Annotated in this window: 27 protein-coding genes; 10 read left to right on the top strand and 17 right to left on the bottom strand. The window is 60.5% G+C overall.

Annotated elements, in window-relative coordinates; genetic code table 11:
• Window positions 1-229 precede the first annotated feature (229 nt).
• Window positions 230-1,465, bottom strand: coding sequence for an amidase (locus AC1DBN_RS19800; RefSeq protein WP_441860052.1), 1,236 nt, complete (start codon window positions 1,463-1,465; stop codon window positions 230-232).
• Complete coding sequence (locus AC1DBN_RS19795; RefSeq protein ID WP_142061211.1) at window positions 1,462-1,731, bottom strand: hypothetical protein; 270 nt, start codon at window positions 1,729-1,731, stop codon at window positions 1,462-1,464. Before AC1DBN_RS19795 ends, AC1DBN_RS19800 begins: the two co-directional genes overlap by 4 nt.
• Before the next feature lie 127 nt (window positions 1,732-1,858).
• Here AC1DBN_RS19795 and AC1DBN_RS19790 point away from each other — a divergent pair, with 127 nt between their 5' ends.
• From AC1DBN_RS19790 to AC1DBN_RS19765, 6 genes are all read left to right on the top strand, one after another.
• Window positions 1,859-2,995 carry an acyl-CoA dehydrogenase family protein gene (locus tag AC1DBN_RS19790; RefSeq protein WP_477724024.1) on the top strand — a complete coding sequence of 379 codons (1,137 nt, stop codon included), beginning with the start codon at window positions 1,859-1,861 and terminating at the stop codon, window positions 2,993-2,995.
• A gap of 48 nt (window positions 2,996-3,043) precedes the next feature.
• Complete coding sequence (locus AC1DBN_RS19785; RefSeq protein ID WP_441860050.1) at window positions 3,044-4,342, top strand: aromatic ring-hydroxylating oxygenase subunit alpha; 1,299 nt, start codon at window positions 3,044-3,046, stop codon at window positions 4,340-4,342.
• Entirely contained in the window at window positions 4,335-4,859 is a 525-nt protein-coding gene (locus AC1DBN_RS19780; RefSeq protein ID WP_142061215.1) for an aromatic-ring-hydroxylating dioxygenase subunit beta, read from the top strand. Before AC1DBN_RS19785 ends, AC1DBN_RS19780 begins: the two co-directional genes overlap by 8 nt.
• Entirely contained in the window at window positions 4,856-5,815 is a 960-nt protein-coding gene (locus AC1DBN_RS19775) for a PDR/VanB family oxidoreductase (RefSeq protein ID WP_441860047.1), read from the top strand. The genes AC1DBN_RS19780 and AC1DBN_RS19775 overlap by 4 nt, the downstream gene beginning before the upstream one ends.
• A gap of 25 nt (window positions 5,816-5,840) precedes the next feature.
• Window positions 5,841-7,046: a flavin reductase gene (locus AC1DBN_RS19770; RefSeq protein ID WP_441860045.1), complete on the top strand. Its 1,206-nt coding sequence runs from the start codon at window positions 5,841-5,843 to the stop codon at window positions 7,044-7,046.
• 254 nt (window positions 7,047-7,300) lie between these two features.
• On the top strand, window positions 7,301-7,825 hold the full coding sequence (locus AC1DBN_RS19765) for a glutathione peroxidase (RefSeq protein ID WP_441860043.1): 525 nt from the start codon (window positions 7,301-7,303) through the stop codon (window positions 7,823-7,825).
• 1,097 nt (window positions 7,826-8,922) lie between these two features.
• Here AC1DBN_RS19765 and catC read toward each other — a convergent pair.
• From catC to AC1DBN_RS19735, 6 genes are all read right to left on the bottom strand, one after another.
• The gene (gene catC, locus AC1DBN_RS19760) at window positions 8,923-9,201 is read right to left on the bottom strand and encodes a muconolactone Delta-isomerase (RefSeq protein WP_142061347.1); all 279 of its coding nucleotides are present in this window, start codon (window positions 9,199-9,201) and stop codon (window positions 8,923-8,925) included.
• A 16-nt stretch (window positions 9,202-9,217) separates the two neighbouring features.
• The gene (locus AC1DBN_RS19755) at window positions 9,218-10,321 is read right to left on the bottom strand and encodes a mandelate racemase/muconate lactonizing enzyme family protein (protein ID WP_142061223.1); all 1,104 of its coding nucleotides are present in this window, start codon (window positions 10,319-10,321) and stop codon (window positions 9,218-9,220) included.
• A 189-nt stretch (window positions 10,322-10,510) separates the two neighbouring features.
• Window positions 10,511-11,359, bottom strand: a complete 849-nt coding sequence (gene catA, locus AC1DBN_RS19750; protein ID WP_441860040.1) for a catechol 1,2-dioxygenase — start codon at window positions 11,357-11,359, stop codon at window positions 10,511-10,513.
• A gap of 225 nt (window positions 11,360-11,584) precedes the next feature.
• Complete coding sequence (locus AC1DBN_RS19745; RefSeq protein WP_142061227.1) at window positions 11,585-12,400, bottom strand: ABC transporter permease; 816 nt, start codon at window positions 12,398-12,400, stop codon at window positions 11,585-11,587.
• Window positions 12,397-13,215 (bottom strand): ABC transporter ATP-binding protein, encoded by an 819-nt coding sequence (locus AC1DBN_RS19740; protein ID WP_142061349.1) that lies wholly within the window; start codon window positions 13,213-13,215, stop codon window positions 12,397-12,399. The genes AC1DBN_RS19745 and AC1DBN_RS19740 overlap by 4 nt, the downstream gene beginning before the upstream one ends.
• 14 nt (window positions 13,216-13,229) lie before the next feature.
• A complete protein-coding gene (locus AC1DBN_RS19735; RefSeq protein WP_181762655.1) occupies window positions 13,230-14,207 on the bottom strand; it encodes an ABC transporter substrate-binding protein in 978 nt (325 codons plus the stop codon).
• A 275-nt stretch (window positions 14,208-14,482) separates the two neighbouring features.
• Between AC1DBN_RS19735 and AC1DBN_RS19730 the strand changes: the two genes are divergently transcribed.
• Window positions 14,483-15,427, top strand: a complete 945-nt coding sequence (locus AC1DBN_RS19730; protein ID WP_441860037.1) for a quinone oxidoreductase family protein — start codon at window positions 14,483-14,485, stop codon at window positions 15,425-15,427.
• A 675-nt stretch (window positions 15,428-16,102) separates the two neighbouring features.
• Here the strand turns inward: AC1DBN_RS19730 and AC1DBN_RS19725 are convergent.
• The 5 genes from AC1DBN_RS19725 to AC1DBN_RS19705 all read right to left on the bottom strand — a co-directional run bounded on the left by AC1DBN_RS19725 (window position 16,103) and on the right by AC1DBN_RS19705 (window position 21,066).
• A complete protein-coding gene (locus AC1DBN_RS19725) occupies window positions 16,103-17,152 on the bottom strand; it encodes a PDDEXK nuclease domain-containing protein (RefSeq protein WP_477724023.1) in 1,050 nt (349 codons plus the stop codon).
• Window positions 17,153-17,386: 234 nt separating this feature from the next.
• Window positions 17,387-17,653, bottom strand: a complete 267-nt coding sequence (locus AC1DBN_RS19720; RefSeq protein WP_477724022.1) for a hypothetical protein — start codon at window positions 17,651-17,653, stop codon at window positions 17,387-17,389.
• Window positions 17,654-17,764: 111 nt separating this feature from the next.
• Window positions 17,765-18,997 carry a hypothetical protein gene (locus AC1DBN_RS19715; protein WP_477724021.1) on the bottom strand — a complete coding sequence of 411 codons (1,233 nt, stop codon included), beginning with the start codon at window positions 18,995-18,997 and terminating at the stop codon, window positions 17,765-17,767.
• A 30-nt stretch (window positions 18,998-19,027) separates the two neighbouring features.
• Window positions 19,028-20,674, bottom strand: coding sequence for a relaxase/mobilization nuclease domain-containing protein (locus tag AC1DBN_RS19710; protein ID WP_477724020.1), 1,647 nt, complete (start codon window positions 20,672-20,674; stop codon window positions 19,028-19,030).
• Between the two features lie 2 nt (window positions 20,675-20,676).
• Window positions 20,677-21,066 carry a MobC family plasmid mobilization relaxosome protein gene (locus AC1DBN_RS19705; RefSeq protein ID WP_477724019.1) on the bottom strand — a complete coding sequence of 130 codons (390 nt, stop codon included), beginning with the start codon at window positions 21,064-21,066 and terminating at the stop codon, window positions 20,677-20,679.
• 239 nt (window positions 21,067-21,305) lie between these two features.
• On the opposite strand from AC1DBN_RS19705, the gene AC1DBN_RS19700 reads away from it, so the two are divergent.
• Window positions 21,306-22,130 carry a hypothetical protein gene (locus AC1DBN_RS19700; RefSeq protein ID WP_477724018.1) on the top strand — a complete coding sequence of 275 codons (825 nt, stop codon included), beginning with the start codon at window positions 21,306-21,308 and terminating at the stop codon, window positions 22,128-22,130.
• 30 nt (window positions 22,131-22,160) lie between these two features.
• Window positions 22,161-22,463 (top strand): hypothetical protein, encoded by a 303-nt coding sequence (locus AC1DBN_RS19695; protein WP_477724017.1) that lies wholly within the window; start codon window positions 22,161-22,163, stop codon window positions 22,461-22,463.
• Between the two features lie 730 nt (window positions 22,464-23,193).
• Here AC1DBN_RS19695 and AC1DBN_RS19690 read toward each other — a convergent pair.
• Entirely contained in the window at window positions 23,194-24,351 is a 1,158-nt protein-coding gene (locus tag AC1DBN_RS19690) for an IS110 family RNA-guided transposase (RefSeq protein ID WP_477724016.1), read from the bottom strand.
• A 559-nt stretch (window positions 24,352-24,910) separates the two neighbouring features.
• On the opposite strand from AC1DBN_RS19690, the gene AC1DBN_RS19685 reads away from it, so the two are divergent.
• Window positions 24,911-25,366: a peptidase inhibitor family I36 protein gene (locus AC1DBN_RS19685; protein ID WP_477724015.1), complete on the top strand. Its 456-nt coding sequence runs from the start codon at window positions 24,911-24,913 to the stop codon at window positions 25,364-25,366.
• 160 nt (window positions 25,367-25,526) lie between these two features.
• Here the strand turns inward: AC1DBN_RS19685 and AC1DBN_RS19680 are convergent, their stop codons facing one another.
• The 3 genes from AC1DBN_RS19680 to AC1DBN_RS19670 are packed head-to-tail and all read right to left on the bottom strand — an operon-like array spanning window position 25,527 to window position 26,549.
• The gene (locus AC1DBN_RS19680; protein WP_477724014.1) at window positions 25,527-25,814 is read right to left on the bottom strand and encodes a helix-turn-helix domain-containing protein; all 288 of its coding nucleotides are present in this window, start codon (window positions 25,812-25,814) and stop codon (window positions 25,527-25,529) included.
• A 3-nt stretch (window positions 25,815-25,817) separates the two neighbouring features.
• On the bottom strand, window positions 25,818-26,084 hold the full coding sequence (locus AC1DBN_RS19675; RefSeq protein WP_477724028.1) for a ParB family protein: 267 nt from the start codon (window positions 26,082-26,084) through the stop codon (window positions 25,818-25,820).
• Between the two features lie 15 nt (window positions 26,085-26,099).
• Window positions 26,100-26,549: an ATP-binding cassette domain-containing protein gene (locus AC1DBN_RS19670; protein ID WP_477724013.1), complete on the bottom strand. Its 450-nt coding sequence runs from the start codon at window positions 26,547-26,549 to the stop codon at window positions 26,100-26,102.
• Between the last annotated feature and the right edge of the window lie 46 nt (window positions 26,550-26,595).

Below are 26,595 nucleotides of genomic sequence, written 5' to 3'. Positions count from 1 at the left end.
GAAACGTGCACCCTTCTCTAACCGTATCGGCGACGACGAGGTGTTCTGGCCGTGGACACCCGCCCTGGTCCCGGTGCCCCTGATGCCAGTGAGCCGGCAGACGACGGCTGAGCCTGCGTGCTGGCGCTGCTGCAGGACCAACCGCAGACGGAGTTCGACAATGATGTCTCATTACTGGTGAAGAGGGTTCGCAACAATGGCCGCCAGGTTTGTCTGGAAGGGACGAGTCTTAGAGGTGCCGCTCAGCCCACGCCGCTGCACGCAGCGCCTGGATTTCGGTTGCGGCAACAACCTGGAATCCCAGGGGAAGGCCGCTGGCGTTGCGGAGGCCCGGGACGGCGACGGCAGCCAACCCCAAAGCCTGCCAGGCGCGGCTCAGGACAGGATCTCCGGTGTTTGTGGTTCCGAGCGGTGCAGACCCAGGGGCGGCGGGACCGATAATGGCATCGTGATGCGCAAGTACACGGTCAACGTTCCGGCGCGCGTCGGTCACCAATCGTCTTGCTTCCGTGTAATGTGCCTCGGGCATCGAGGATCCGGTCGTGAGGAGGGTAGCAAGGGGTTCACTGAGCTGGTCGATGTGTTCAAGTTCCGCGGCGCGTTCCCGCGAAGCTTCATAAGCCATGACAACCCGGTGGGCGGCCGTCACGTCGGCGATCAGCGCCTCATCCGGAAAGGGGTGGATTTGTGCTCCATTGTCGGAGAACGAAGCGCACGTGGCGGACATGGCCGTGCTCATCTCATCGGTGACCACCCCTAGCGGGTCGGCGGTCCAGAAGGCAATCCGTGGTGCCATCATTTTCCCCGGCAGATCTGGTTCCCCGCTGAGGGCCGACCACGCCAGTGAAAGGTCGGACGCAGTGGCGGCGAATATGCCATGTGCATCCAGGCTCGAGCTGAGGCCAACCACGCCAGTGAGTGGAAACTGCCCATTTTTCATCACCAGTGAGGCCACGCCGCAGTATGACGCGGGTCGGGTGACCGATCCGGCGGTTTGTGATCCGATTGCGATCGGTACCTGGCCTGCAGCCACCGCCGCTGCAGAGCCGCTGGAGGATCCCCCTGGTGTGTGATCGAGATTGGCCGGATTCCGGGTGGGGCCGGGCTTAAAATAGGCAAACTCGGTAGTTACCGTCTTGCCCACTGGGATGGCCCCTGCAGACCGCCAGGCTTCGACGATCGTTGCGTCCTTCAGTGCCGGCTTGGCCGCTGTGCGTAGGACTGAGCCGCACCGGGTGGGCATGCCTGCGAGATCGATGATGTCTTTCACCCCCATGGGGACACCTCGGAGCGGCCCGACGCCGGTAATTGCGGGGGTCGGCACTAGATCGACCCAAGCCTGCACAGCGGAGTCAGTCTCACGGATGCGGTTCAGTGCCCGTTGCGTTCCTTCTTCGGGACTTGTACGGTGCGCCGCCAAGTCCGCCACGAATTCTCGAAGGGACCACGGCTGCAGTAGGTTCATTCGTCACCCCAGGCTGCGTCCGCTTCCCAGTAGTCCATGCCATTGGCGCTCTTCAGGTGACGCCACTCCGAGGTCCGTAGGAGGGTGGGCTCAACAGTTGCTGTCACCTCGTCCGCAGCATCGGGACCATCAGCCGGCACCCCCCAGTGAACCCAGTTCAGTTCGAGGCCGCTTGCCTCCCGCACGAAGAGGTCAACATGTTTCCACCCGTAGCCGTAGGTGTCGTTGTAGCAAGTGAGGGTCATATGAGGTCGCGGATCAGCCATAGACCCATGCCATCGCAAATCTGCTTGCTGCACGAGCCAGTGGTTCGCTCAGCGGTCCAACCCCTGCGCTTGATCGGCCCTGATGCCTAACCATGGGGTTATCAGATTGCGAACGAGGAGGACCACCATGGGCAGCATGCGTACATCGTCGAAGGAGGAGATGTGGGATGCGGTTCTTGCAGAGCTCGCAGAGCGTCGTCAGGAATTCCATGTTCTTGGCTACGTACCACGCGATTTCATCGAGAAGTTTTTTCCGCTGGGGCTCTACCGTGCCGCGACTCCAATACAATTCGGCGGGGTCGTTATGCCTCCTGCGGACTTCCTGAGGAGCATCGAACGCATAGGCCGGATTGACGGCTCTACTGCCTGGGTCGTGGCGTTTGCGTCGAGCAACACCTATTGCGGGGCCCTTCCGCTCGAAACGCAGGCCGAAATCTACAAGAACGGCCCTGACGTTGTCTTCACTGGCGGCCTGTTCCCCATGCAGAAGGCTGAACGCACTCCTGGAGGTTTCCGGGCCACTGGTCGCTGGAAATTTGCCAGCGGATCCATGGCTGCGGACTACATCAGCGTAGGGCTGCTTGACGATTCCGCAGGGGGCAAACCTCGAGCTGCGGTGCTTCCCGCCGACAAGGTCAAAATCGTTCAGGACTGGGACGTGAGCGGTATGCGCGCCTCCGGCTCGTTCGACACCGTCGTCGAAAACCTTGAGATTCCCCTGGAATGGACCTTCATCCGCGGGGGCGAGTCACTCATTGACGAGCCGCTTTTCCGTTACCCGCTCATCGGATACCAGGCTCAATGCCATGCGGCCATTGGTCTCGGAGTCGCCCAGGGTGCTCTTGATTACGCGCAGTCTGCCGGCTCATACCGGGGAATCACAGGGGCCCCGCCGGTGGGGGAACGCGCCTACTATCGCGTCGAGTTCGCTAAGGCATTCGTTGCTCTCCAGTCAGCACGTTCCTACCTCCTTGATGTCGCGGAGGAAGTGTGGGAAACGGTGAGCAAAGGGCAGGAAGTGACCGACGATCAGAAGGCCCGCGTCCGGCTTAGCGCCGTCAACGTGTCAGATACCGCGAGCCAGGTGGTGCACGACGTAGCGAAGGTCTCCGGCGCTGCAGTCATCAACAACTCGCATCCACTGCACCCGATACGGATGGATGCCCAAGTCCCGCAGCTGCACGCATCACTCAGCCAGCACATGTACGACGACGCAGGCGCCGTACTACTGGGTTTGCAGGCCACCACTCCCGGATTCCTGTGACATCAAATCCTGTTGCCCACCACCCATCAACACTGGAGCACTAAGACCATGACCATTGAATTCACCTCAGAGAACATTCATGACGTACATCCAGCAGACCTTGTCCAGGCTGACCGTGTGGCCGCACGGGTCTATACCGACCCGGAAATCTTTGAACTCGAGATGAAAAACATCTTCGAGAAGACTTGGATCTGGGTCGCGCATGAGAGCGAGCTTCCCAGTCCCGGCAGCTTCAAATCGACTTACGTCGGCCGGAACCCGGTCATCGTCACCCGGGACCGCAAGGGGACCTTCAACACTTTGGTCAACCGGTGCCGCCACCGTGGCGCCAGCCTCTGCGAACAGCGCACAGGAAAGTCCAATGGATTCACCTGTCCCTACCACGCCTGGTCTTACGGCCTTGACGGAAAGCTTCGTGGCATCCCATACCCCGAGGGATACGAGGGAGTTATCAAAAAGGAGGAGATGAGCCTGCAGAAGCTCCGTACCGAGAGCTACCGCGGCATCATCTTCGCGACATTCAATGCCGAAGCAGAGCCCCTCGAGGAGTTCCTCGGCGACGCCAAGGTCTGGATAGACCGCTTCCTGCAACAGGGTGGCGACTACCCGATCAAGGTCATTGGAACCCACCGCTTCAAATACAGCGGCAACTGGAAGATCCAGCTGGAGAACACGAGCGACGGATACCATTTCCCCATCGTGCACCGATCCTGGATGGCCACGGTTGACGCGGAAACAGCCAACATGCTCAGCTTCATGACCGACCCCGCCTCGACATGCCACGACCTGGGAAATGGCCACTCTGTCATGCACATGGTGCCCGAGCACATGGATCTGGGCGCCGACGACGGAACCGAACCGCTCCAACCGCGCTTTGACGACCTGGTCGCCGAACTGAAAGCGGCCGGCGTTGACGACAGTCAGATTCGAAAACAAGTACACGCCATGCACGGCACAGGTTCGAACCTCGTTCTCTTTCCCAACATCGGGCTCTCTTCAGCGTTTTTCCGCGTGCTGCGGCCAATCAGCGCGAACGAGACGATCATCGAACACCTTGCCATCGGCCCCGACGCGCCACCTGAAATCGCCGGCCCGGTGAGCCGTGAACGGCTGCGCGTCCACGAACATTTCCAAGGCCCGTTCGGCTTCGGTACCCCCGATGATGCAGAGGGATGGGACCGCGTGCAGCGAGGAGCGCAAGCATCTCCGGAGATGCCGATCTTGGTCAACCGAGGGCTGAACCGTGAGGTCAGCACTTCCGAAGGCTGGCCCACCTCACACAGCACCGACGAAACCGGCATGCGAGCCGCCTACCAGATGTGGAAGAAGATGATGAGCAATGACTGAAGCCGTAACGATTTCAACCCCGCTGAACACCCCAATCGACGACGCCCGGGTCGTGCGGGCGATCCAGCTGATTTGGCGCGAAGCCGACCTGCTTGACCGCAAGGATTACATCACCTGGAACGAGCTGTACGCCGACGAAGGCATCTACGTCATCCCCGTGGATTCAGAGACTGATGATTTCGACAACAACCTCAACATGGTTTATGACGATGCCCGCATGCGAGCTCTCCGTGTGCAGCGTCTGGTGGAGGGTTATGCGATTTCAGCAGTGGACTCAGCGCGGACAGTTCGTACGGTGTCGAGGTTCGTCCCCGGGGAGGTAAGCGAAGATATCGTTTCCCTTCGCGCCGGCCAAGTGCTGGTGGCACACAAGCGGGGCAACTATGACCTGTGGGCCGCCGATGTCGACTACGTTATCCGGCTGGGACAGACTCCCGTTGATGACCGCATCGTCCGCAAAGCCATCCGCCTTATCGACGCCGGGGACGTGGTGCCGGCTGCCGGATTCCTCCTATGAGGGACGTACTGGTCGTTGAGGTCGCGGAGATCCTCCACGAAGCCGAGGAGATCCGCTCACTGCGGTTGAGAAAGCTCAACGGGGCTCCCTTTACGGCCTTTGAAGCCGGGGCCCATGTCGACGTCGCCGGCCCGACCGGGATTGTGCGCCAATATTCGCTGGCCTCCGACCCTCGCGACTCCTCTTCAATCATGATCGCCATCAAGCGCGAGCCAGCTTCGCGAGGCGGGTCCGAGGCGCTGCACCAACTTCGGGTAGGCGATCACCTCAGGATTGGCAAGCCCCGGAATCTGCTCTCGATCGCCCCCAACGCTGACCGCCACCTGCTCGTTGCAGGGGGCATCGGTGTCACTCCCCTACTCAGCATGTCCTATGAGTTGCACAGCCGCGGCGAAGAGTTTGCCCTCCACTACTTTGCACGGTCAAGGGACCAGCTTGCCTTCGCAGACTTCCTGGAGAACCGTGCGGAGTTCCGTGACCGAGTCACGATTCACCTCGGCACTCCGCGCACGCAGCTTCCTGCAACACTGTCCTCTATAGGGGAAGGCCTCACGGGATCCAGCCACGTGTACACGTGTGGCCCCACCGGTTTCATGGCCAAGGTGGCCGAAACCTTCACGCCGGTGGTCGGCACCGACCACGTCCACATCGAACACTTCGCTGCCGAGGAGACTGAGACTTCGAGCAACCGGGCCTTCGATGTCCAGCTCGATACTGGTGAGTCCTTTGAGATACCGGCGGATCGTTCGATTCTGTCTGTCCTTGAGGAAAACGGGATCGAAGTTTTCAAGTCGTGTGGAGAAGGTGTCTGCGGATCGTGCGTATCCGGGCTGCTGGAAGGAGTTCCCGACCACCGCGACCACTGTCTTTCCGAGGCGGATAAAGCGGCGGGGAAGGACATTGCGCTCTGCGTCTCCCGCGCACTGTCGGACAAGCTTGTCATCGAACTCTATTAAGCCTGAACAAAGAAGGACAGTCAGAATGCGCAGCCAGAAAGAGCGGACAGATACTCCTCCAAGGGATCACCCGGAGCGGAAGTCGCAGTGGCGTCAGGTTCTCGGAAAGTACCCCACCGGCGTCACGATCATCACAACGGTCGATGAGGCCGGACAACCAGTCGGGATGATTGTCGGGACGTTTACGTCGGTCTCCGAAGATCCTCCTCTGGTCGGTTTCCTGCCTCAAAAAACCTCATTTACCTATGCCAAAATTGAGAGTGCTGGTCGCTTCCGCGCGTCGGTCCTCGGGGCTGGACATGAAGAGCTGTGCCGCGCATTTTTCCGCGCGGCACCCAATGACCGTTTCGCCGGCGAGGAGTGGGAATTCGACGAGGGCGGCATCCCCAGGCTGAAGGACGCTGTTGCCTGGTTTGACGCCACCGTCCACAACATCCACCCTGCCGGTGACCACGTGATGGTTCTTGGCGAGGTAATGGACTTCGGGCTGGGTCCTCGAACAGGTGGACTGCCATTGGTCTTCCTCAACGGCGGGTATGGTTCATTCACGATCCCCCGGCAGGATTTCAACCTCGACAACCTGGGCGGCCAGTTGCGCCTCGCGACAAGCCTCGGGGATGAGGTTGAGGAGTTATCTCACAGCTTGGGACTGGAGTGCTCCATCTCAACGGTAGTTCAGGACACTGTGGTCGTGCTGACGGCATCTGATAGCCGATCACCGTACGTCGGCACTTACTTTCCCTTCGTCGCTCCAATCGATCCCGGCTTCGCGGCCTGGTCAACGCCCGCACTGCACCGCACGTGGACCGAAGGCTCCCGACATCTGAGAGGGCGGGTAGATGCGGCGCTGATCGAGGAAATCCTGACGCTCGTGCGGAAAAACGGCTATGCAATTTCCTTTGGACATACGAGAAGTGAGCAATTCAGCGCAGCCTTTTCGTCAGCTAAAGGCGACTGGGGCACGCTTTCGCCCGTTTGGGATTCCCTCGTGTCCGCCTATGAGGAATACTGCCGGCACCCCGAACCTGCAGCCCATGCAACCCTGATCCAGGTACCAGTCTTTGGACAAGACCAATGCGTGGCCTTCGAAATCGTGGTGAGCGGATTCGGGCCTGGCGCCACCAGGGAACGCTTCCGGGAAATCGTATCGCGCACCCTTGATTGCGCGGCCCGGCTAACGGATAAGATCGGCGGGCGCGCCCCTAGCGATTACTCTATCCAGTTGCCCTAAAGGCAATGAACCGCACAAGCATAGGCCCCGGTCCGCACCAATACGGCGGCTTTCCACTAGGCCTTGGAGTCAAGTAGCAGTCGCTAGTGCTGGGCAGGTTTCGGGGTCATCGTGCTCCTGCGTAAACGAATACTTACCTGCCCACACCCCGCTCCTTCCCATGCGCGGGTTGCCGGAGCTGCTCAACGCCATGTGGACGTGGTGGCCACAGACCTTCACTCCACTTTCAGACGAACGATTTGCGAGGAAGCACCATGACCGCTCTGCACTCCATTCCCCTGACCCTCATCGACGGATCGGCCACTGATTTCGGCCGCTTCAAGGGCGAGGTGGTGCTGGTGGTAAACGTCGCCTCCCGGTGTGGTTTCACCCCGCAGTACGCCGGGATGGAGGCGCTGCACAACAAGTTCCGGGAGCAGGGCTTCACTGTCCTTGGAGTTCCTTGTAACCAGTTTGCCGGGCAGGAACCAGCCGTCGACACCGAAATCGCCGAATTCTGCGAACGCAACTTCGGTGTGACGTTTCCGCTGACCGCCAAGGCCGATGTCCATGGCGGGAATCAGCACCCGCTCTATGCTGAGCTGACAAAATTCCGGTCCACTGGACTCCCGGAGCAGGTGCAATGGAACTTTGAGAAGTTTCTGGTCACTCGCGACGGGGCCGTCGCGGCACGTTTTGCCTCCGCTGTGGCGCCGGATTCCCCCGAGATCATCGAAGCTGTCCGGGCCGCGTTGAACGAGCCAGGGCAGAACCCCAGTGCAGGCTCCTATAGCTCTTGAGGAAAGAACCCGCATCCGGCGGCGAGACTCGCGGCGTTCCATTATGAGCCTCTACGAAGGCCTCACTTGGAACGGGTAAAGGTTCCCCGGGCACGGGCTACGCCCCCCTTCTCACGCCGGCCTGAAACTGTGGACGTGGATGGGCCCAGCAGCAGCACTGGGAGGGCTCCCAAAACGCAGGCAAAACAGTCCGTTAGGAAACTCGTCAAGCAATCACGTGGGTAATGAACCGGTACCGGCCGGGGTCAACGATGAGCAGCTGTAGTAAAAGCAAAAACAATCGGGGACCCCGGCTGCATCGGGTTCTCCCGCGCTGTATAAATTGCCGGCTCGGCCAGCTCCCCCTACGTGGTGTTAGATCCGGACCCAAAGAGCGTCAGAACAGGGCCCATCACCATTCCAGGACCCTGCCAAGGCCAAGACGCAGATCCCGCACAGAGGCGCCAATGCCAACGGTCACTCGCGTTTGTCCGCTCCCACTACCGGCTTCATTCGTTCACCCAGCGTCTACTCGATGTGATCCGTGTGTTCGTGGCGACATGGCGGGGGTCGGACTCCAGCATCCACTACTTCCTCGTGAAGCCGGGCAACATTCGGCTGGATGGCGATGTGGGCGGAGGTGCGGTAATGGACACCGGCTATTGTGGGTGAACGACCCCGCATCGATCTGCAAACCGTCTTCGTGCCGTCGTTCTCCCCGGTGGTGCCAAGGGCACCCTGGTTTCCGTCTCCGGGACCGAATCCGCCAAAGTGTGGCCCCTCTATCAGGGTGAATCCCATTCGTTTGTATGTGCAGTAGGCGACGGAGCGGTCCCGGATCTCTATGCGGGAACCACGGGTTTAGAAGGTTTCTCCAACTCGGCAGGGCGTCCAAGGCATGCAACAGGCAGTTGCGTGAAGGTTTACCGCACCGGCGACGACGAGCGGGGAGCGACCGTCCGGCAAGAGTCGGGGTACGTGGCTGCTGCCGAGCTCTGGTCGGCAGACAGATAACTGAGGGAGCCGCTGCTATACCGGAAAAGGAAATCCGCTTTCGGGGTGATCTGGCTGCCTCACTTCGGCCAGGCCTAACCTGACTGATGCAGGTAGACTCCGGCCTATTTGACGTCCGATGGGTGCTTTGCGAGCGGCACCACCGTGATGTCCATATAGGGGAACAGCGGAAGATTTTGCAGGACCTCGTGGAGTTCATCGTTCGAATCGACGTCGAAGATGGAGTAGTTGGCGTACTCCCCCACTACGCGCCAGATTTCCGGCCACTTGCCGGTGCGCTGCAGATCCTGGGAATAGGCCTTTTCCCGGGCCTTAACTTCGGCGGCTTCGGCCGGCGCCAGGTTCTCGGGCAGTTTGACGTCCATGTGGACCAGGTACTTCATGGTGTCCTCCCAATGGTTAGCGGTCAGTGCGGTAATGGTCCAGCTTGTCCTCGTCAATGGCAGTGCCTACGCCCGGTTCCTCGGGAACGCGGATGCGTCCGCCTGTGATGGCCAACGGCTCGGCCAGAAGATCGTCGGACATGTCCAGGTAGTTGGACAGTTCTGCTGCGCGTTTTGCCGTATGTGCGAAGGCTGCGCCGAAGGCAACGGACGCGACCGTACCCACTTGGGTGTCGATCTGGTTCCCAATGTAGACATCGATACCCATGCCCTCAGCCATCCCGACGATTTTGGCGGCCTCCGTAAAACCGGAGCGCGCTGTCTTCACTGCCAGGAGGTTTGCGCCGCCGGTCAGGATTTCCCGCGCTGCTTCACCGAGGTTGGCAGCGGATTCATCAGCAGCGATGGGAATGGGCGCATTCTCCACCAGGCGGCGGCGGCCCAGCACTTCGCGGGCGTCGTCAGGTTCCTCGAGGAACTGCAGGCCCAGATCGGCCGTGCGCCGCAATACCTCGGCCGCCTCGTTGGCGGACCAGCCGCGGTTGGCGTCCATGTAGAGCTCGGCGTCCGCGCCGAGCCCTTCCCTAAGGACTCGGGCGGCTTCGATGTCAAGGTGGAGCGGGTTGCGTCCGGTTTTAAGCTTGAATGTGTTGATGCCATATGTCCCACGAAATTCCAAGGCCAATGCCAGCAGTTCCTCCGCTGGTTTGAAGCCGAGCATGTGGGAAACCCGCAACGAGTCGGAGTAGCCGCCCAGGAGTTTCGTCACGGGCTGTCCAAGCGTTTTGCCGATAGCGTCCCAGACCGCGATATCAACGGCGCCCTTGGCTGTCTGGTTGTGGACCGTCCGGTGAAGTGTTGTCTGCATCTTCTCGCGGTCGAAAATGTCCACGCCGACCAGCTGAGGGGCGAAAACGTCTTCCACGATGGCAACTATCGATTTTTGCGTTTCACCGTACGTGTAGGGGCGCGGCGGCGTGTCCGCGGTGCCCACTGCCCCGTCGTCCGTGCGCAGCCGGATCAGGACATGGTCTGCCTCGTGCACGGAACCGGATGCGAAGTGCAGCGGTTGGAGGTACGGGATTGAGTAGGGTATCGCCTCAATGGATGCGATCTTCATCGTTCAGGAAGCCTTTCATCAGGCAACAGATGTGGACCCTGGCAGGCGGAAACGGGTGCACCGCGGGATCGGCGTCTTGGGGAAACCACATTCGCGGGCGCCAAAGAAGTTCCGTTTGGCGGGTACGACAAGGTGAAGCCTCGCGAGGAGGCTTCACCTTGTCAGGAGCGTTTTGGTCTTCCCTGTCTATCAGTCCTCAGGGTCGAGGATGAAGTCGTAGGTCACTTCGCGGCCGTTTCCTCCAGCGCGTTCCGTCGGCACAAGGATCAGCTCGGGCTTTACGGCCGAAGCGATGTCGTCATCAACATGTTGATCACCCGGGAAGTACAGCTGTGTGGTGATGAGCTGGTGTCCCGGCGCCGAAACCTTGACGTGGAGGTGGGCTGGGCGCCAGGCATGCCAGCCCGCTGCTGAGATGAGTGCTCCGCAGGCGCCGTCGGTGGGAATCTGGTAGGGCGCTGGCTGCACAGTGCTGATCTGAAAGTTGCCCTGTTCATCCGCAACGATAGAGCCGCGAAGGTTCCACTCCGGCAGGCCGGGGGCGAACTGGGAGTAGAAGCCGCGGTCATCGGCATGCCACAGCTCGATCAGGGCACCAAGGAGCGGTTCGCCGGCCGTATTACGGACCTGTCCCTGCAACAACAGCGCGGTGCCCGGCTCATCTTCTCGCATCGGAAGGGTTGCCGGTGTGCGCAGGGTCGGCGCGTTGGGAATGTAGTAGGGACCCTCGATAGTGCCCTTCGAGCCGTGGCGATTGGCGTTGGCTACTTCCTCCACCGAATGCTCGACCCAGACATCCAAGAACAGCGGCCACTCGCCGTCTTCCCCCACCTGGATAAGCCAAGCCTTGAATGCGTTGTATTCGTCGTAGCTCACTCTTTCTTCAAGGACCGTTTCATTAATCGCTTTAATGACGCGCCCTGCGAGAGTAGCAACGCGTTCTTGGCTTGCGTCAGCCGCGAACTTCTTATTTTCTCTGAAGCGCGCGGTTGCTCCAGCTCCCGAAGCTGCTGCGGTCGCTTGGGTTTCGGTCGTCATGTTGACTCCTTTGTCGCTGCACGCTCGGCGTGCCTTTTTCGATGCCCGCCAACTCAATTCTGGCGGCGGATAGAGGATAGATCTGACATTTTGCGCGCTGGCATACCTGCGCGGTTTATTCAGCACGCGGGACGGGATTACTTGGATAGGAACACCACGAAATGCCGGTCCCGCAGCGCCGACTGACTTGATTTGCAGCCAAACACAAGCGGGTTGGTACAGCGATTAGATCTTTGCCTTATACTTCGCGAGAGGATTGACCAGCAACCGCAGGGCACGGTCGAAGAAGAATCCCAGGACTCCCAGAGTGATGATGCCGACAAATGTCCAATCGATACGGCCGTAGTTGCGGGAGGTCCATATCAGAACGCCGAGCCCTTGATCAGCAGCGACCATTTCAGCGGAAACGATGGTCAGGAAGCTGTTTCCCAGTGCCAGGCGCGCGCCCGTGACGATATGCGGAACAGCGGACGGAAGGACAATGGAATAAAGCGTCTGGAAACGGCTTGCACCCAAACTGGCTGCCGCCCGGAGCTTCGTCCCATCCGTTGCTACTGCGCCAGCCATTGTATTAATAACCACAACGAATACGGAAGTATAGAAAATCAGGAGAATCTGAGATATGTCGCCGAGACCGAACCAAACGACGGCAAGCGTCACGAACGCGATCGGAGGGATAAAGCGAAAGAACTCAATATAAGGCTCGGCGAATTCGCGAATTATTCTCACACGTCCCATAAGCAGCCCCAACGGTGCGCCAACGGCAACGCCGAGCAGCCATCCGAGGATAATCCGATAGCTTGAAGCGGTGATTGCCTCCCAGAGCGTCCCATCAGTCAGGAGCTCCAAAGCTGCTTCTGCCGTCTTGACGGGGGAAGCAACCAGAGCCGGCCCGAACTGCAGAGACAGAAGTTGCCAAATGACCAACCCGGCCAAGATAGACATACAAGGGATTGCAAGCTTGCGAAATTGAAAACCATACCGCGCACTCGGTCGTGCGATCGGCGGCGTAGCCCGTTGGGCCACCTGTACCTGCGTCATGAATTCTCCTTAGCGAGCCCCTGGTTACGGAGCGCTGCTCGCACTTCTTCGCCAATATCTGAACGGAGCTTCTTGTGCAACTCGATTGCCCCTGCCGAGGTCTCGTCCCTCGGGCGGGGAAGATCCACCTCATAGCTGGACTTGATTTTCGCTTTCGGTCCCGCAGACATAACCAGGATCCGGTCGGCGAGTAAAATTGCCTCGTCAATATCGTGCGTGACGAAAACTATGGTGCAACCGCTTTGCTGCCATATCCGATCCAATTCGGTCTGCATAATGTGACGCGTTTGGGCGTCCAACGCGCCGAAAGGTTCGTCCATTAGGACCACTCGTGGTTCGTTGGCGAGGACCCGGGCGATCTGCGCTCTTTGGCGCATCCCTCCGGAAAGCTGCGAAGGAAATTTATCCGAGGCTCCCGTCAAACCCACCAACTCAAGGTGCCGCTCTGATATTCGACGCCGTTCCGAAGAAGCCACGCCCCGCATCTTGGCGCCGTACTCGACATTCTGCCGGATGGTGAGCCAGTCGAATAGCGCCTCGGTCCCCTGAAAGACCATGCCCGTTTCCGGGCTCGGTCCATTAACCGGTTGGCCGTCAATGAGGAGGGAACCACCCTTGATCTTGTCAAAACCGGCCACAGCGGTAATGAGCGTCGACTTCCCACACCCACTTGGACCGAGAAGGCAGATAAACTCGCCGGGCGCCGCGGCAAAATCAACGCCATCAACCACCATGAAGTTTCCGAAGCCTAGTTGGACTCCTTCGGCGGCAAGGGCCGCTCCTGCCTTCGTCGGAAGGGTTTCTGTTTCGGGCATCATACTGACCTCAATCACTTCACATTTTCCGAATACCAGGACGGGATGAAGATTGTCTTCAAGGCTGGTGCTTGTTTCAAGGTTCCGGCCTTGACGAAGAAGTCGGCCTGCTGTGCTACGGCGCTGTAATCTGATTCTTTGTAAGCTCGGGCGCCATAGTTCACAATCGCCATATCCTTTTCGCTCTGGTTTTTATCGCCCCCGGTCGCTTTAGCAATAGCAGCAGAGGCCTTTTCAGGTTCGCTCCGAATGAAGTCCGAAGCCTGTTGCAGGACCTTCGCGATCGTTACCACTTCGGTTGCATTCTGGTCAATCCACCCCTGGCTGCCTGCCATGACCTGCATGATCGGCTGACCAAAGGATCCGCTGTCCTTCAGGACTGTCAGCCCCATCGCGACTCCTCGGCTAGGCCAGGGCTCCCAAAGCACGAACGCGTCCACATCGCCTTTCTGGGCGAGGCTGGGAAGGGTCGCCGGGTCGCTGGAAACGAACTTAATATTCGCGGGATCGATGCCTTCAGATTGCAGATAAGCGTGGGCGAGAAAAGTACTCAACCCTGGAACTACGCCGAAGGTCTTGATGTCAGCGGCCGCTTTGATGGCCGGCCGTGCGACTACCTTCGTGTAGGAACCTGAATCCAAGTAAACAAATGGGGCGCGCAGATCCGGGTTTTCCGCTGCAACCGAAAGAAGCGTCGTCGGACTGGAGCCCGCGAGCTGGACCTCTTTGCCGGCAATTGCTTGGATCGCGTCGCCGCCAGCGGCGAATTTCCTGATCTTGACGTTCAGGCCGGCCTTCTTGAAGAGCCCCTGGGCGTCCGCTACAAAAAACTGCCCATAAGTGGCATCGGCACCTACGCCGATAGTAATTTGGTTGGTCGAGCCGGATGTGCCAGAGCTAGCCCCATCCGCACCACTGGCGCACCCGGCAAGCAAAAATATGGCAAGAGCACCAAAGAGCATCTTTAGCACCCAACGATGACGTGTCTGCATGGGTTCAATTCCTTTGTCTGGGCCAGCCCAGCGCTGACCTGAGCGGGGCATAGGAATCAAGGTCCTCCTCGATCCCTGTTGAACTCAACACACAGGTTCGCTGAGCGGACCAAACAGCTGGGCCGGAGCCTTTTGTGACGGGGATAACCACTCAGAGGCGGCTGGTGGCAGTCACCCGGAGATGGCGGGTCCGCTCAACGAACCGAGGCGCCCAATCCTTCAGTCGGACGATGCAGGCTATGAGAACCCTTACTCCTAGCGTGAGAGGCATTTCCATGCGCGCCGCCCTGATTCACGAGTGGAACACTCCCCCCCTCATTAGCGATGTTGTCGAACCGCACCGTCTTCCCGGCGAGACTCTCGTCCAAATTGATGCTGCAGCGGTAGGCCACCTTGACATCACCGTGGCAACCGGCGAGTTCACCCTGCAGCCGCCACTGCCCTATGTCCCAGGCGTGGAGGGATCAGGGACTGTGCTTGAATCGGACACGTTCGAGCCCGGGACTCAAGTAATTCTCCGGGACGGAACGATAGGCGTGGACCGTAACGGCACCTGGCGCGAACGGGCCGCTGTTCCTGACGCTGCGCTGACTCCACTCAGAATTCGTGTAAATCCGAGCGTCGCGGCGACCTTCTTTGTCCCGACTGCAACTGCTTACATCGCCCTGCACGACCTCGGAAGCCTCAAAAACGGCCAGACCGTCATCATTTCTGGCGCTACCGGAGCCGTGGGCTCAATGGCCGTCCAACTCGCGCTTCAAGCGGGCGCAAACGTGATCGCACTCGTCTCACGGTCCTCACGTCTGGCGCACCTGCCCGACGGCGTACGTGGGATAACAGCAGATGATGCGGCAGCGTCCGCCCTTCTCGCAGCCGAACGACCGGCCGACCTGCTCTTAGACACTATCGGCGGCTCCAACCTAAGCCAACGAATCAAATGGGTAAGGACAGGAGGAAGGGCAATTTGCGTGGGATACACAGCCGGCGCGAAATTCACTATCGATCTACCAAACTGGTTACTCACTGACGTCAGCATCGTGCCCCTGAGTCTGATAAGCAAGCAAGCACGCGCCAAGGAAGTCATAGCGCAGCTGTTACCCAAGATCGCCGATGGAACTATCCGCGTCGATTTCACCGAGTTCCCGTTCGAACAGACAGCAGACGCACTCCACCTGCTCATGAGCAGGGAAATTCGTGGACGGGCTGTAATCCGCTTTTAACCATGGGCCGGCCTGCCAGGCCCGGTACCAGTACTTACCCTCGGAGGAGCCACGGGTCGCCTGCCCCATGCGGAATCATTCGTCCAGATTCTTTGGACCTTTTCGACTGTTCTCAATGACCGCACCGCCGGTTACGTCCGACGCCGCTATGCGTAGGGCCCATAACTTGAAAGGAAGTAAGCCATCTTGGACCTACCAAAATACCTTGCCCTCTTGTTCGATCAGCAGACTTTGGACTTCGCGGCTTGGGAGAAGGAACTCTCACGCAGTAGGGTCACGTTGACATCGTCAGCATGGGCTGGCTGGTATGACGAAGACAGTTAGCGCAACTCCTGCAGTGCGGCCTCTCCGTGGGGAAACAGCGATTCGATGTAGCTCCCGCCAGCCCACCTGTTAAGCCGGGGTTTCAGAATCTACCCGTCCCGCTTTGATGTGATGCCTCCGGCGTTTCGCGGCTGAGCATTCGATGGTGAGGGCGGCAGCACTACAGCGGCGTATGGCTGACCTACACCCCAACCTGACGTCAGTTGATCCCGGCAGGACCGTCAGGGCAGGGTCCGAAAGGACGATTTCTTACATGCAGGTGAGTGGGTCTTAGGTTTCAACCGGACATCCATAGGTGGCCGATTTGGCTGCTCCGGAAGCCCTGACATATCCGGCCGCCGCGGCTGAAGGTCAGTCACCGTTGGGTGGCTCTTCGCTGGCATGTTGATCGAGGGCGGCTGTGATTGCTTCTGGTGAGGGGAGCGCTTCTCGTTCTTCCGGGGGCAAAGTGTCATAGGTATATGAGGTGACGGCAATGGGCTGTGAGGATCCGTCCAGCGCGTAGCGGACCGTAGGCTCGTGTTTGGATCCGCAGACCAGGATGCCTACGGTGGGCGCCATGCCAGGAAACTTCACGAGGTCGTTGACGGCGGATACGTAGAAGTTGAGTTGACCCAAATGTTCCGGCTTGAATTTGCCTGCTTTCAGTTCAACGACGACGAACCTGTTGCTGGGTACGTGCACCAGGAGTAGGTCGATGTAGAACCCCTCTTCTACATCCAGGTGGTACTGCCGGCCGTAGAAGGCAAAGCCCTTACCGAACTCTGCCAGTGTTTGGGACATGCGCAGCGTCATGGCTTCCTCAATGGCGAGTTCCTCGGCCTCTTCAGTGAGCCCTAAGAAGTCAAGCACCAGTGGGTCTTTGGCCACTTCCCGTGCCAAGGCGGTTCCCTCCCCTGGCAGTCTCGCCTCGAGGTTGTTCAGTGCTGCGCCTGTGCGGAGGTGGAGTTTGGTAAGAATTTGGTGTTCCAGGACGGCCACCGACCAGCCGTGCTCTACGGCTTTAGAGGCATACCATCGTCGGAGTTCGTGCTCTGGGAGCTTGTTCAGGAGTGCAACGTTGTGGCTCCAGCTCAATTGTCCAGACGGTGTCTGGACAATTGGTTCAGGGCCGTCCCAGGCGGCGGCGAAGGCGCGCATGTTGTAAACGTTGGTGCGGGAAAAGCCTTTCATGTGGGGAAACTCGGCCCGCAGGTCGCGCGCGAGCCGTTCGAGGACCTTGCTCCCCCACGGCTCGTTCTGCTGTCTGTCCAGAATTGTGCGCCCGATGTTCCAGTAGAGCTCGATCATGGCTGCGTTAACCACGCGGTGAGCTCGGTGCTGTGCTTCCCGTACGAGGCCTTTCAGGGCCGCCAAAGCGGCCGCGTAGTCTCCAGGGAGTTCGGGTTCGAGCTGCGTCATGGCTTCCACAGTAGCCGGAGGCACTGACCGCCCTCCCGCAATTGTCCAGACGGTGTCTGGACAATTGCGGGGCTTGGCCTACCTGTGCGTTATCGGACACCGGATCGGCGCATTACGCGCCTGCCTCCTGCCGGCACTGGCGGCTCCGCGGACTGGCTGGCGGGTTCCTTCCAGCCACCCATCCCGAGGAAGAATCCTCTGCACGGTACGTTCCCCGCCCATCGGGCTGCCTCGTCAGGCTGAAATAGTCCAAGCGCTTTGGACTATTTCAGCTGGTCGCCCGGACCGAGCTGCCTTACGCGTCCGGGTCGTGCCCAGGACCCGGAGCAGGTCGCCCGTGACGATACGTAATTCTTCAAAGCTGTGTTGGTAAAACAACGGGGTCATCTGGGTCAGGGGTGTGTTGTCCAGCTCAGCCAACAACGCCAAGGCCTCGGCAATGACATCTCTCACCAGGTCGGCGCCCTGCTCACCATCAGCCGCGTCAGGCTCCTGCGTCATATGATCCCTTCCTCAAAAGGCGCTAAGCGTCGTGCAGATCGGGTTCTTCCCCGGTGATGCCAGAGCAGGAAGCGGAAGATAGGCACGGATTTTCCCGTCCCCCTTTCCCTTCTATCGGCTCAGCCCGTTCTTGCTGCGTTCTGCCCCAACTGTGGCCCCTGGGTGGGACTTTCTGGCTTTGGTTGCACCCTTGCCCGGGGTAACCGCTGAGCTGGGGTGGGTGCCTTCGCTGCGTGCGGCCGTGAGCCGTCCGCGGACTTGGGCCTCGTTGGCGCCGGTGCCCTCGAGGGATTCTGCGAATTTTGCGTTGTGTGCGGCTGATCCGTAACCGGAGGCGGACGCGGTTTCTGCTGTGAGTCCCTGATGTTTTAGCTGGCGGCTGTCGTCGCCGGTGACGCGGTTCTCGATCTCACGGCCGACGCCTTCAAGGCGGACGAAGAGTTCCTTCTCAGCCCGTTCAAACCGTTGTTCCACCGATGCCACATGAGAGCCTGTGAAGCCGGCCTCGGCAAAGAGTTTGGCTTCGTGCATCTCCTTGGCTGCTTTCACGAACATGGGGTCGTGGAAGTGAGCGTCGCCGGCGCCGTTGATGTTAGCGGTGGTTTCCTTGCGCAGCTGGTCGATGTCGGGTCCGTTGACGCCGTCCTTGCCGATGAGGAACAGCCGCTCTTTGATGTCATCGTCTGCAGCTGCAACCGCTTTGGGTGTTTTCGCGTTGTGGGCACGCTGCAGGGCTTGTGCCAGTTCGGGGTTGGCGAGGTATTCGACGGGTATCTGGTGGCGCTCCATTTCGGGTGCCAGCCTCGTCGACTGGGCTCGACGCTCCTCTGCCTGCGACGCTGCGATCAGCTGCATGGCTTTCTCGTGTTCGGCAGCGGCTTTCCGTGCTTCGTCCTGGCTGCGGGCCAGTTCGTCCAGACGGGCCTTTTCGGTGGTGATTGTCGCGATTCCCGATTCAAGGTAGGCAGTGTCCGTGCCGACGTCGTGGGTGTCGATGCCGTACCGGGCAAGGACTTCCTCGCGGATCTTCGCGGAGGCTTCGAGGGCCGCGGGGTCATGGTCTTTCCAGCCTTCAGCGATGGCATGCGCTGTGGCGATGTCGGCCGGCTGTGCCTTGTCCCACCACTCATCCCTCTGTACGGGTGCGAGGACGGCGAGGGCTGAGCTGCGTTCAGCCGTAATGCGTGCCTGGGCTTCGTGCGCCGCTTGGGTGTCCAGATGTTCCTGCTGTCGGAGGGCTTCCTGACGGCGGCGGGCCAGCGTTTCGGCGATGCGTGAGGCAACCATCAGGGATTGGCGCATGCCGTTGTCGAAAAAGTCGTCGATGCCGTCTGATTCACTCATGGTGTTCCCCTTGCACTGGTGGTGTGATTCTTATCGGTCGAGTCCCGGGCCGGTGTCGCGGCTGGGCTGGTAGGTCTTGGCCGGTGTCGCCGGTGTCGCCGGTGTCGGTGTCGTGGGGACTGCCGACCCGGGACGGATGGGGGCCATGCCGCGGCGGGCGATATCAACGGCCCGCGGCCGCGCCGCGGCCATTTCGGTCTGCTGTTGCTCTGCGCCCACAAAGACGGCTTTGGGCATCGTCGCGGTGAACGGGGCGAGCTGATTTTCGACGACGGCCCGGATGCGTTGGGCCTCCCGGGTACGGCCGGACTGGGAGTGCATTTCGTACACCGCGAAGGCGGTGTTGATCAGCTGCACCATGAGCGCTGTCTGAGCTGCCGTTTTGTTCGTGCTCGATGCCGCCATGAACAACATGGCCGCACCGGCAATGGACGGCAGGGCGACGGGCTTGCCGTGCTGCCGTGGATCCCGGAGCTGGGCGGTGCGGGCCAGTTCCGCGGCCGTAGCGGCAAGCGGCCCGGGCGTCGCCTCGAGCTGGTGTGACCAGGCTGCGAAGGCACCGGAAACCTCACGCGCTGCCTTCGCCCAGGTCGCGTGGTCATCACGCGGAACGCTGCGCAGCTCGTCAGCCAAAGCGGTGGCATTGCGGGTGTACTCCACCCACAGATCCGCTGACGGTGTCACCGTCTCGGGGCCGGCCTTGTGGACCTTGCGCTTGTTCCGGGCGGCGCTGTTCCATTCAGCTGCGGCCTCGGTCGCTCCCTGGGGGGTGTCCGCCCAGTGCTGCCGGAGCTGGCCGAGGCCAAGGTCGGTGGCGAGGGAACTGCCGCCGAACCACACGGGCTTCTGTCCCGCGGCCGGGCGCTCCGCTGCCGCGTAGCCGACGATCACATCGGTGGTGTTCTTCGCATATCTTGGGCGGATCAGGAGCCCGGTGTCCCTGGCGCGGCGGACGAACTCCGCTTCGGTGGCCGAGGCCGTGGCGCAGGCCCTGACCTTACGGGAGATGGAGGCCCGGTGCATTTCGCGCTGGTCGCGGATGGCGGTGGCCTTCTCGGCCCGGTCGTAACCGCGGGTCGCGTGCACGCTGGAGAGTTCCTCGAGGCCGTACTTGGTCTCCAGTTCGCGGCAGGTCTGCTGGGCGCGTTTATAGTCGCCATGGGTGGATGCCTTGGTCCCGTCCTCGCGGACGAGGGACACGGCGATGTGGATGTGGTGGTTGCCGTTCTCACTGGTGCCGTGGTTGATCGCGGCCCACCGGCACTGGGCTTTGCCGCTGGCCTCGGTGAACCCCATCGCGTCGACGAAGTCGTTCGCGATGTCACCCCACTGCTGATCCGTCAGTGCACCCTCTTCGGCGCGGAGACTCAACGAGCAGTGCCACACGTCAGCGTGCTTGTGCCCGTTCGGAACGCGTTCCTTCTTCACCGGGTCCCAGCGAAAATCCTTCTGTAAGACTTCGACACCAAAAGCCTTGCGGGGCTGGTCCAAATGCTTCCCGATCGCGATCGCATCGTCCCTATCCAAGACGCCGTCGTCGTACCAGGCCATGATGGCCGCGTCCCCGGCCACCAGGTGCGGGTCGGTGTGCGCGTTCTTCGTCCTATCAGCATCGGTCGAGGCCAGATACAGCATGAGCCCGGACATCCGGGAGCCGCGGGTGATATTCGGAATCATCCCTACATCAGCCCCTCGATCGTCCGGTCAATCCGCACCGCGACCTCGCGCACATACGCCAGCGCTGCTGTGGCGTCCTGGGGGAACTTGTCGCCGGCATTTGCGTGCCGGGCGATCTGGTTCACGTTGTTCGATACCCTGGCCAACAGCGTATGAATCGCCATCAGCTCAGCCATCGCCGCCCGGCGCTCCGTCGGAGTCTCCGAGCCTTCCGACAACGCAGCCGTGAGCAGCAGGTTCGGGACCGTTACCTTCTGCCGGGCAGCCTTCGCGACCAGCGCGGCTTCCTCCTCCGCGGTCACCCACACATCGCGGCGCTTCTTCGTCCCCGCCGGAGAATTCGCCCGCCGTCGCTTCGAAAGTCGGGAACGCGGCACGCTTTCTTCAGACACGCACTCCCCCCATCCCTTCAAACAGCCCAGCGCAGCGACCCCGAAATCGGGGACCACACAGTCAGTGTGCCAAGCAAACAACCATAGGGCCGTGAGCGACACGCCATTTACACCCGTGTAAATGTATAGCTTGCTCCGCGTCTTCGGGAAAGCTACCCACCGGCGTGTTGAGCCGAAATGGGGGACGCCGTCGGGTTAGAGTATGGGTACGGAACGACACCATTTCTCAGGGGGAGACAATGCGTCCACATGAAACTTCCGGCAATCGGCTACAGACTGGCAGCCTCACCTACGAACCCGATCCCGATGGTTTCTGGGGCGGGATCATTCGAATCGATCTTCCCGTCGACGCACCGGCGCCGCGCGAACACCTGGTTGAAGCGGCCACTGGACAGCCGGTCGTCAAACAAGGCCAGGTACAACCCGAATCGTGGGACGACGAGTGGTCTCGGGAATGGGCCGACGAGCAGCTTGAACGAGTTGAACGCTGCATCGACAAGGTTGCCAACAACCACCTCTCAAACGCCACCGGATCCCGCGCGCTCATCCGGCTCAGTGGCGAAAGAATTACCGCATACGTTCCTCTTCCAGCGCCGCTCACCGACCGTGAACAAAGCCCGACACCCGAGACATCCCGATCCTCTTACGGCGGGGTGCCTCCGCTGCCGCCAAGAATCTATCTGTCCTACAGCAAGACCCGGTCACTCACACCCGACCAGGAAGCAATCCTCCCCAGGGTCGCCGAATCAGTGCGCGATGTAGTCCCGCCGACACTGCAGTCCTACGTCGATGACATCGCCCACTTGGTCGCTCAGGAGATCCCCGCGCAGTCAGACCTGCTGCGCGCCTACCAGCGGACGTCCATCCCGGAAGTCCTCGCCGAATACGACCGCGCTGGCAGGCCCAAACAACTCCCCCCGGAACACCAACAGGCAATGAAGACAGCGCACCTCTCGTTCCCCTCGCACGCCGCCGAAGCCCTCAAGACCTCGGCTCCAGCTGTCGCGGCGACACCAGCAAGGGCCGCGTCCGACATCACCGCAGCCCACACATTAGACCGCTAACCGAACACCCGAAAAGGACCAGGAACGGACATGCCAGCACTCAACATTGAAGCCACGAAAAATCAGGCACGGGAACTGCTCAACTCGCGCATTAAATCCGTCGAAGAACTCGTCCAGGCGCGCCAGCGCGTAACCGATCTGAAGGAGCAGCTTGCCGCCGCCGAACGCCATGACAAGCGCGCCTACGTCAAAGCCACCCGCGACGGCTGGAGCCCCGACGAACTAAAGAAGCTTGGCCTGGAACCAGCCGCAGCCGGTCGCCGGCGCAAGGCCCAGGTCAGGACCCCCGAGACACCCAGCCCGTCCCACTCAAACGGCGCCCAAGTGAACTAACCCCTCGCGCACATAGGCACGGCAAAAGCTACATCCTTCGGGCTTTTCCCGCACCCATGTGCACGACGGGACCCACTCAACCGGCTGCACACAAGCGCCAGATCAGCACGCGTTCTAATCTCACCGCCGGGACCGGCGATTGTGCACAGCCTGGGCAGCCGGAACGCACCCAACGGCAGCCTTCCCCATGGTCCAACACCGCCACTGCCGTAGCACCTGAAGGGGTGGACAGGTTTCTTCAGCAGGGATGCTTCTATATACGTCAAGCCCGTCCTGTCCGGTTGGGGACGCCGGTAGTTATCTCGGGACTGCGGCGGTTAGGCTCAGCCCATGACGACGTCTTCAACGGACCCTATGAAACCGGCTCGTGTGGGTGTAGCCAGAGCGCTCAGGATCGCCATGCTCGGGGGCTGCGGCCTGTTAGGCCTCGTGGTGGTTGTGTTGGTCGCTGTGGGAGACAGGAGTCTTCCTTCTCTCCTAGCGCTGACGGCGGGGCTCCTTTGTATGGCAGGCATCCTGCTCATAATTTTCCGGAGCCTCGGACAGTGGGGTCAGGACCCAGGGTACAAACTGTCGGGCACGCCCCTGCTGTCCATCTTTGGGCTGTGCGCCCTAAGTGGAGTGCTGGTCGTTTGGTCCACATCATTGTGATGGATGCACGGTTGGCCTGCGACGGTAAGTCGGATATGAAGACTCCCTGACGAGCTGCCCAGTCTCGAATCGCAGAGCTCTAATAAGCATGCCTCGAGATCGCGTGACTGACCTCGTGAGCCGTACCGAGGGTTCGAAAGATCTGTCGCGTGATGTAGCGCTTCAGACTGCGGATGATTTCCTTCTTGTTTCGTCCTTCACGCGTCCGGCGGACTACATATTCCCTGGTCTCCTGGTGCCAGCGCATTCTTACGACGGCGATCGTGTGGATCGCCTTGTTCAAGTGACGATCCCCGCCGCGATTGAGCCTGTATCTGGTCGTTCCCCCGGACGAAGCTGGAATTGGGCATGTGCCGGCAAGCGCTGCCAAGGCTGCCTCCGAACGAACGCGGCCCGGATGAGACCAAGCGGTAAGAATTGCTGCGGCACTGATCGGTCCCACACCTGGCATGTCCAGGAGCGCTTGATTGGTCTGCTGGACCAACAGGGCCATATCAGCCCGGTTCTGCTCGAGCTGATCTTCAAGCGCGAGGATTTGTTTAGCCAACCGGGTAGCCTCCGAACGACTTACCCGGGTACCGACACCTTCATCCCGCATCCTCCACGCCGCGATGGTTCCGATTGTTTTTGAGGTCAAAGACTTACGAAGATCGATTCCCAGGTCAACGACGCGCAGCAGCGCGATCAACGAATTGATCGCCGCCGTGCGTTCGCGAACCATTGAAGTCCTAGCAACGGTAAGGACGCGCAGCGCCGTATGGTGCTGGCCGGCACGCGGTTCTCGAAGCTCATTCGTCTCGATTCCGAGGACGGCCCTGTCCGCCCGAGCTGCGTCGATACTGTCTGACTTACCCCGTTTTCGCCCAATTCGACGCTCAGGAAACGGTGCTTCAACTACTCGGAAGCCCGACTCCGTTGCCAGCTGCCGAAGTTTGGCACCGTATGATCCGGTTCCTTCCATGGAGAGCAGTACCCCTGACTTATCCCCGGTGCTGCGACGGGAAATCCAGCGGAGCGCCCGGCTCATCCCAGTACTTGTTGACGGGAAAGTTTCGTTCGCAATCTCGGCTCCGGTTACCGCGGAGATGATTGCCAAGGTATGAGTTTTCGAGTGTGTATCGATGCCAACAACAAAGTCGTAAGCCTGCGCCACTACGGCCATTTGTACCTCCTGCAGTTCCTTCGGATCAGTGCGGGTGTCGGCGGAATACGGCGAGGCAAGTCTGGGATGGGCCACAACTTATGAGGCTGGGCAGGCTTCTAATCAAGCCATCGCAGTAGACAGAACCGATGCTGGACTCCCGATGAGCGGGCAGATCCCTGCAAGCGCACCTTAGATAATCCCAAGGGCAAAACGACACAAGGGCCACGTCCGTCCGAAGTCACAGCACCAGCCTGACAGCCAGTCTCGGACCAGCTGCATATAACAGTCCCAGACGACACTGGCGCTTCCACGCCGAGCATCCCCGGACGCGGTAAGGAATCAATCTCACAAGCCGCCCCGGGAGTCCGCGCTCTGGAAGAGAAGGTGTTCCTGGCCGACGTACAGCGGTACGGCGTGCGTCGCAGTCTGGGGTCCTGTGGAATTTGTGCAGACAGTGTCTGCACAAAGTTCCTCGCTCCTGGAATTTCAAGGGAAACGGGCTGCGCGAAACCGGTCCCAGGGAAGGCTAGGGCAGGTGTCCCCATAGCCCTACGAGAGGCCCCTACCTGAGAATGAATAAGGGTGCCCCACAGGGCGCCCGGACGATGAGTCCGAGAACAAAAATGACTGGGGAGACTTCATGAAATTACCGATGCATAAAGCAGCTACTGCCGTTGCCGTACTGGCTTTGGGTGCCACCGCATTTCTTGCCGGAGCGCCCGGGGCCAACGCGTCAGGCTCGGGAACAGCGTGCCCGTCAGGACGGGTGTGTTTCTACTTCAATTCCGACTTCCAAAGCGCACGGGCTGACTACGCCTACAGCGACGCCGGCATGGGCAACGAACTGTTCACCGACGGCCCGGCCGGGCGGAGCGGATGGGGCGTCCAAGTCAACAACAACGCAGCCTCAGTCATCAACAACAGCGGCCACACCCTCTACCTCTACACCGAACCCAACTGTGACGCCCGCAGCATGGTCGGCGGTGGCGGTCTGTTCCCCGGTACCCGCTACAACCTGGCCTCGTTCAACGCCAAGAACGACATCTCCTCCATCCAGATCGCAGGAGTCGGGTCGGACTGCATTTCCCGAGACCAGTCCTGGGCATAACCCAATACGACAGCCGCATGAAATCCTGCCTGCGTCTTCACCGGGCACGACCAACAACCACCAGCATGTGCGCCCACTGAAAAATTGAGCCAAAGCACAAAGAGCGGTAGGCCGGCACCCATCACGGGCGCCGGCCTATCCGGGCTAAGGGATGGCGTTGTCAGTCCTCAACAGATGCAATAACGTCGTCGAGCTGCCCGCGGGTGATACGCTCCGCCGTCTTCGCATACGCGGCATCAATGAACGCCTCCAAGTCCTCTTCCCGGATCCGCCAGATGGCACGGGGCCCAAACTGTGCGCCCCTCAACTCACCGCTACGCAACAGCGCGTACACCATCGGTTTGCCAAGGTTCAGAATCTCCTGCACTTGATCAATGGTCAGCATCCTGGGGAACGGCAGGGACGTACGGACCTCGGTCTTGTTCAGTTCTTCAGTCCAGCGAGCCATCGCCTACGTGTCCTCGTTTCGGTGCTGCATTTCATCCATCGTTCTCTGCCCCCGACGCAGTTCCCCAGCCTGCACCGGCGGCCAGGGTTTGCCGCCGTTGTACTTGCGCTGCATCCGCTTCACCTCACGCATCGTCGCCCTCACGATGAGGTCCGACACGCTCGCGTCACCCTCATCCAGACCAGCGGCCTTGAAGGCGGCACGGACCTGCCCGGCCTGGTCCTCTGTGTAGTACGGCGTGAACGCCGGAAACCGCTTCGGTTTCGCCATCACCATGGATCCCGATTAGACGGCACGCAACGCCCGCGGCCACGGATGCAGACTGTCCAGATAGCCCTTCCCCAGGGACATTGTCCCGTCTCCATTGAACCGGACATCAGAGTGCTGGTGGCTGCCGCCGGCGTGCGCGATAGCGGCCAGCACCAAATCCAAGTTCTCCCGGTCCAGCCCCGACACGACATCACCCAAAACGACGGGAACGTTCTCCGCAAGCGACGCAGCCAGCAAGAGGAATCGTCGCTCTCCGCCCGAGAGCAGACCCGCCTCTTCAGGGATAGCCTCGAAGTCGATCCAAGCCTTCACCTGGCCGGGCCCCTCCGGTTCGGTACTCGTGTGGATCCATGGATTGCTGGGAGCCGCGAACTTCCCACCGAAAGCCCTGAGCAGAAGCTCGGTTGCCGCTTCGGTGCCGTACATCCCTCGCGCCCAGGAGCGAAGATCATCTGCGTGCGTCATCGTGGGTGTCCTTTACTCGGGGCCGGCGTTTTGCGGTGGTGCCTGT

This window comes from Pseudarthrobacter sp. 10T415 (genome assembly GCF_056394175.1).
Note: the sequence above shows the minus strand (reverse complement) of the source record. Positions and strands in the feature narration are given on the sequence as shown.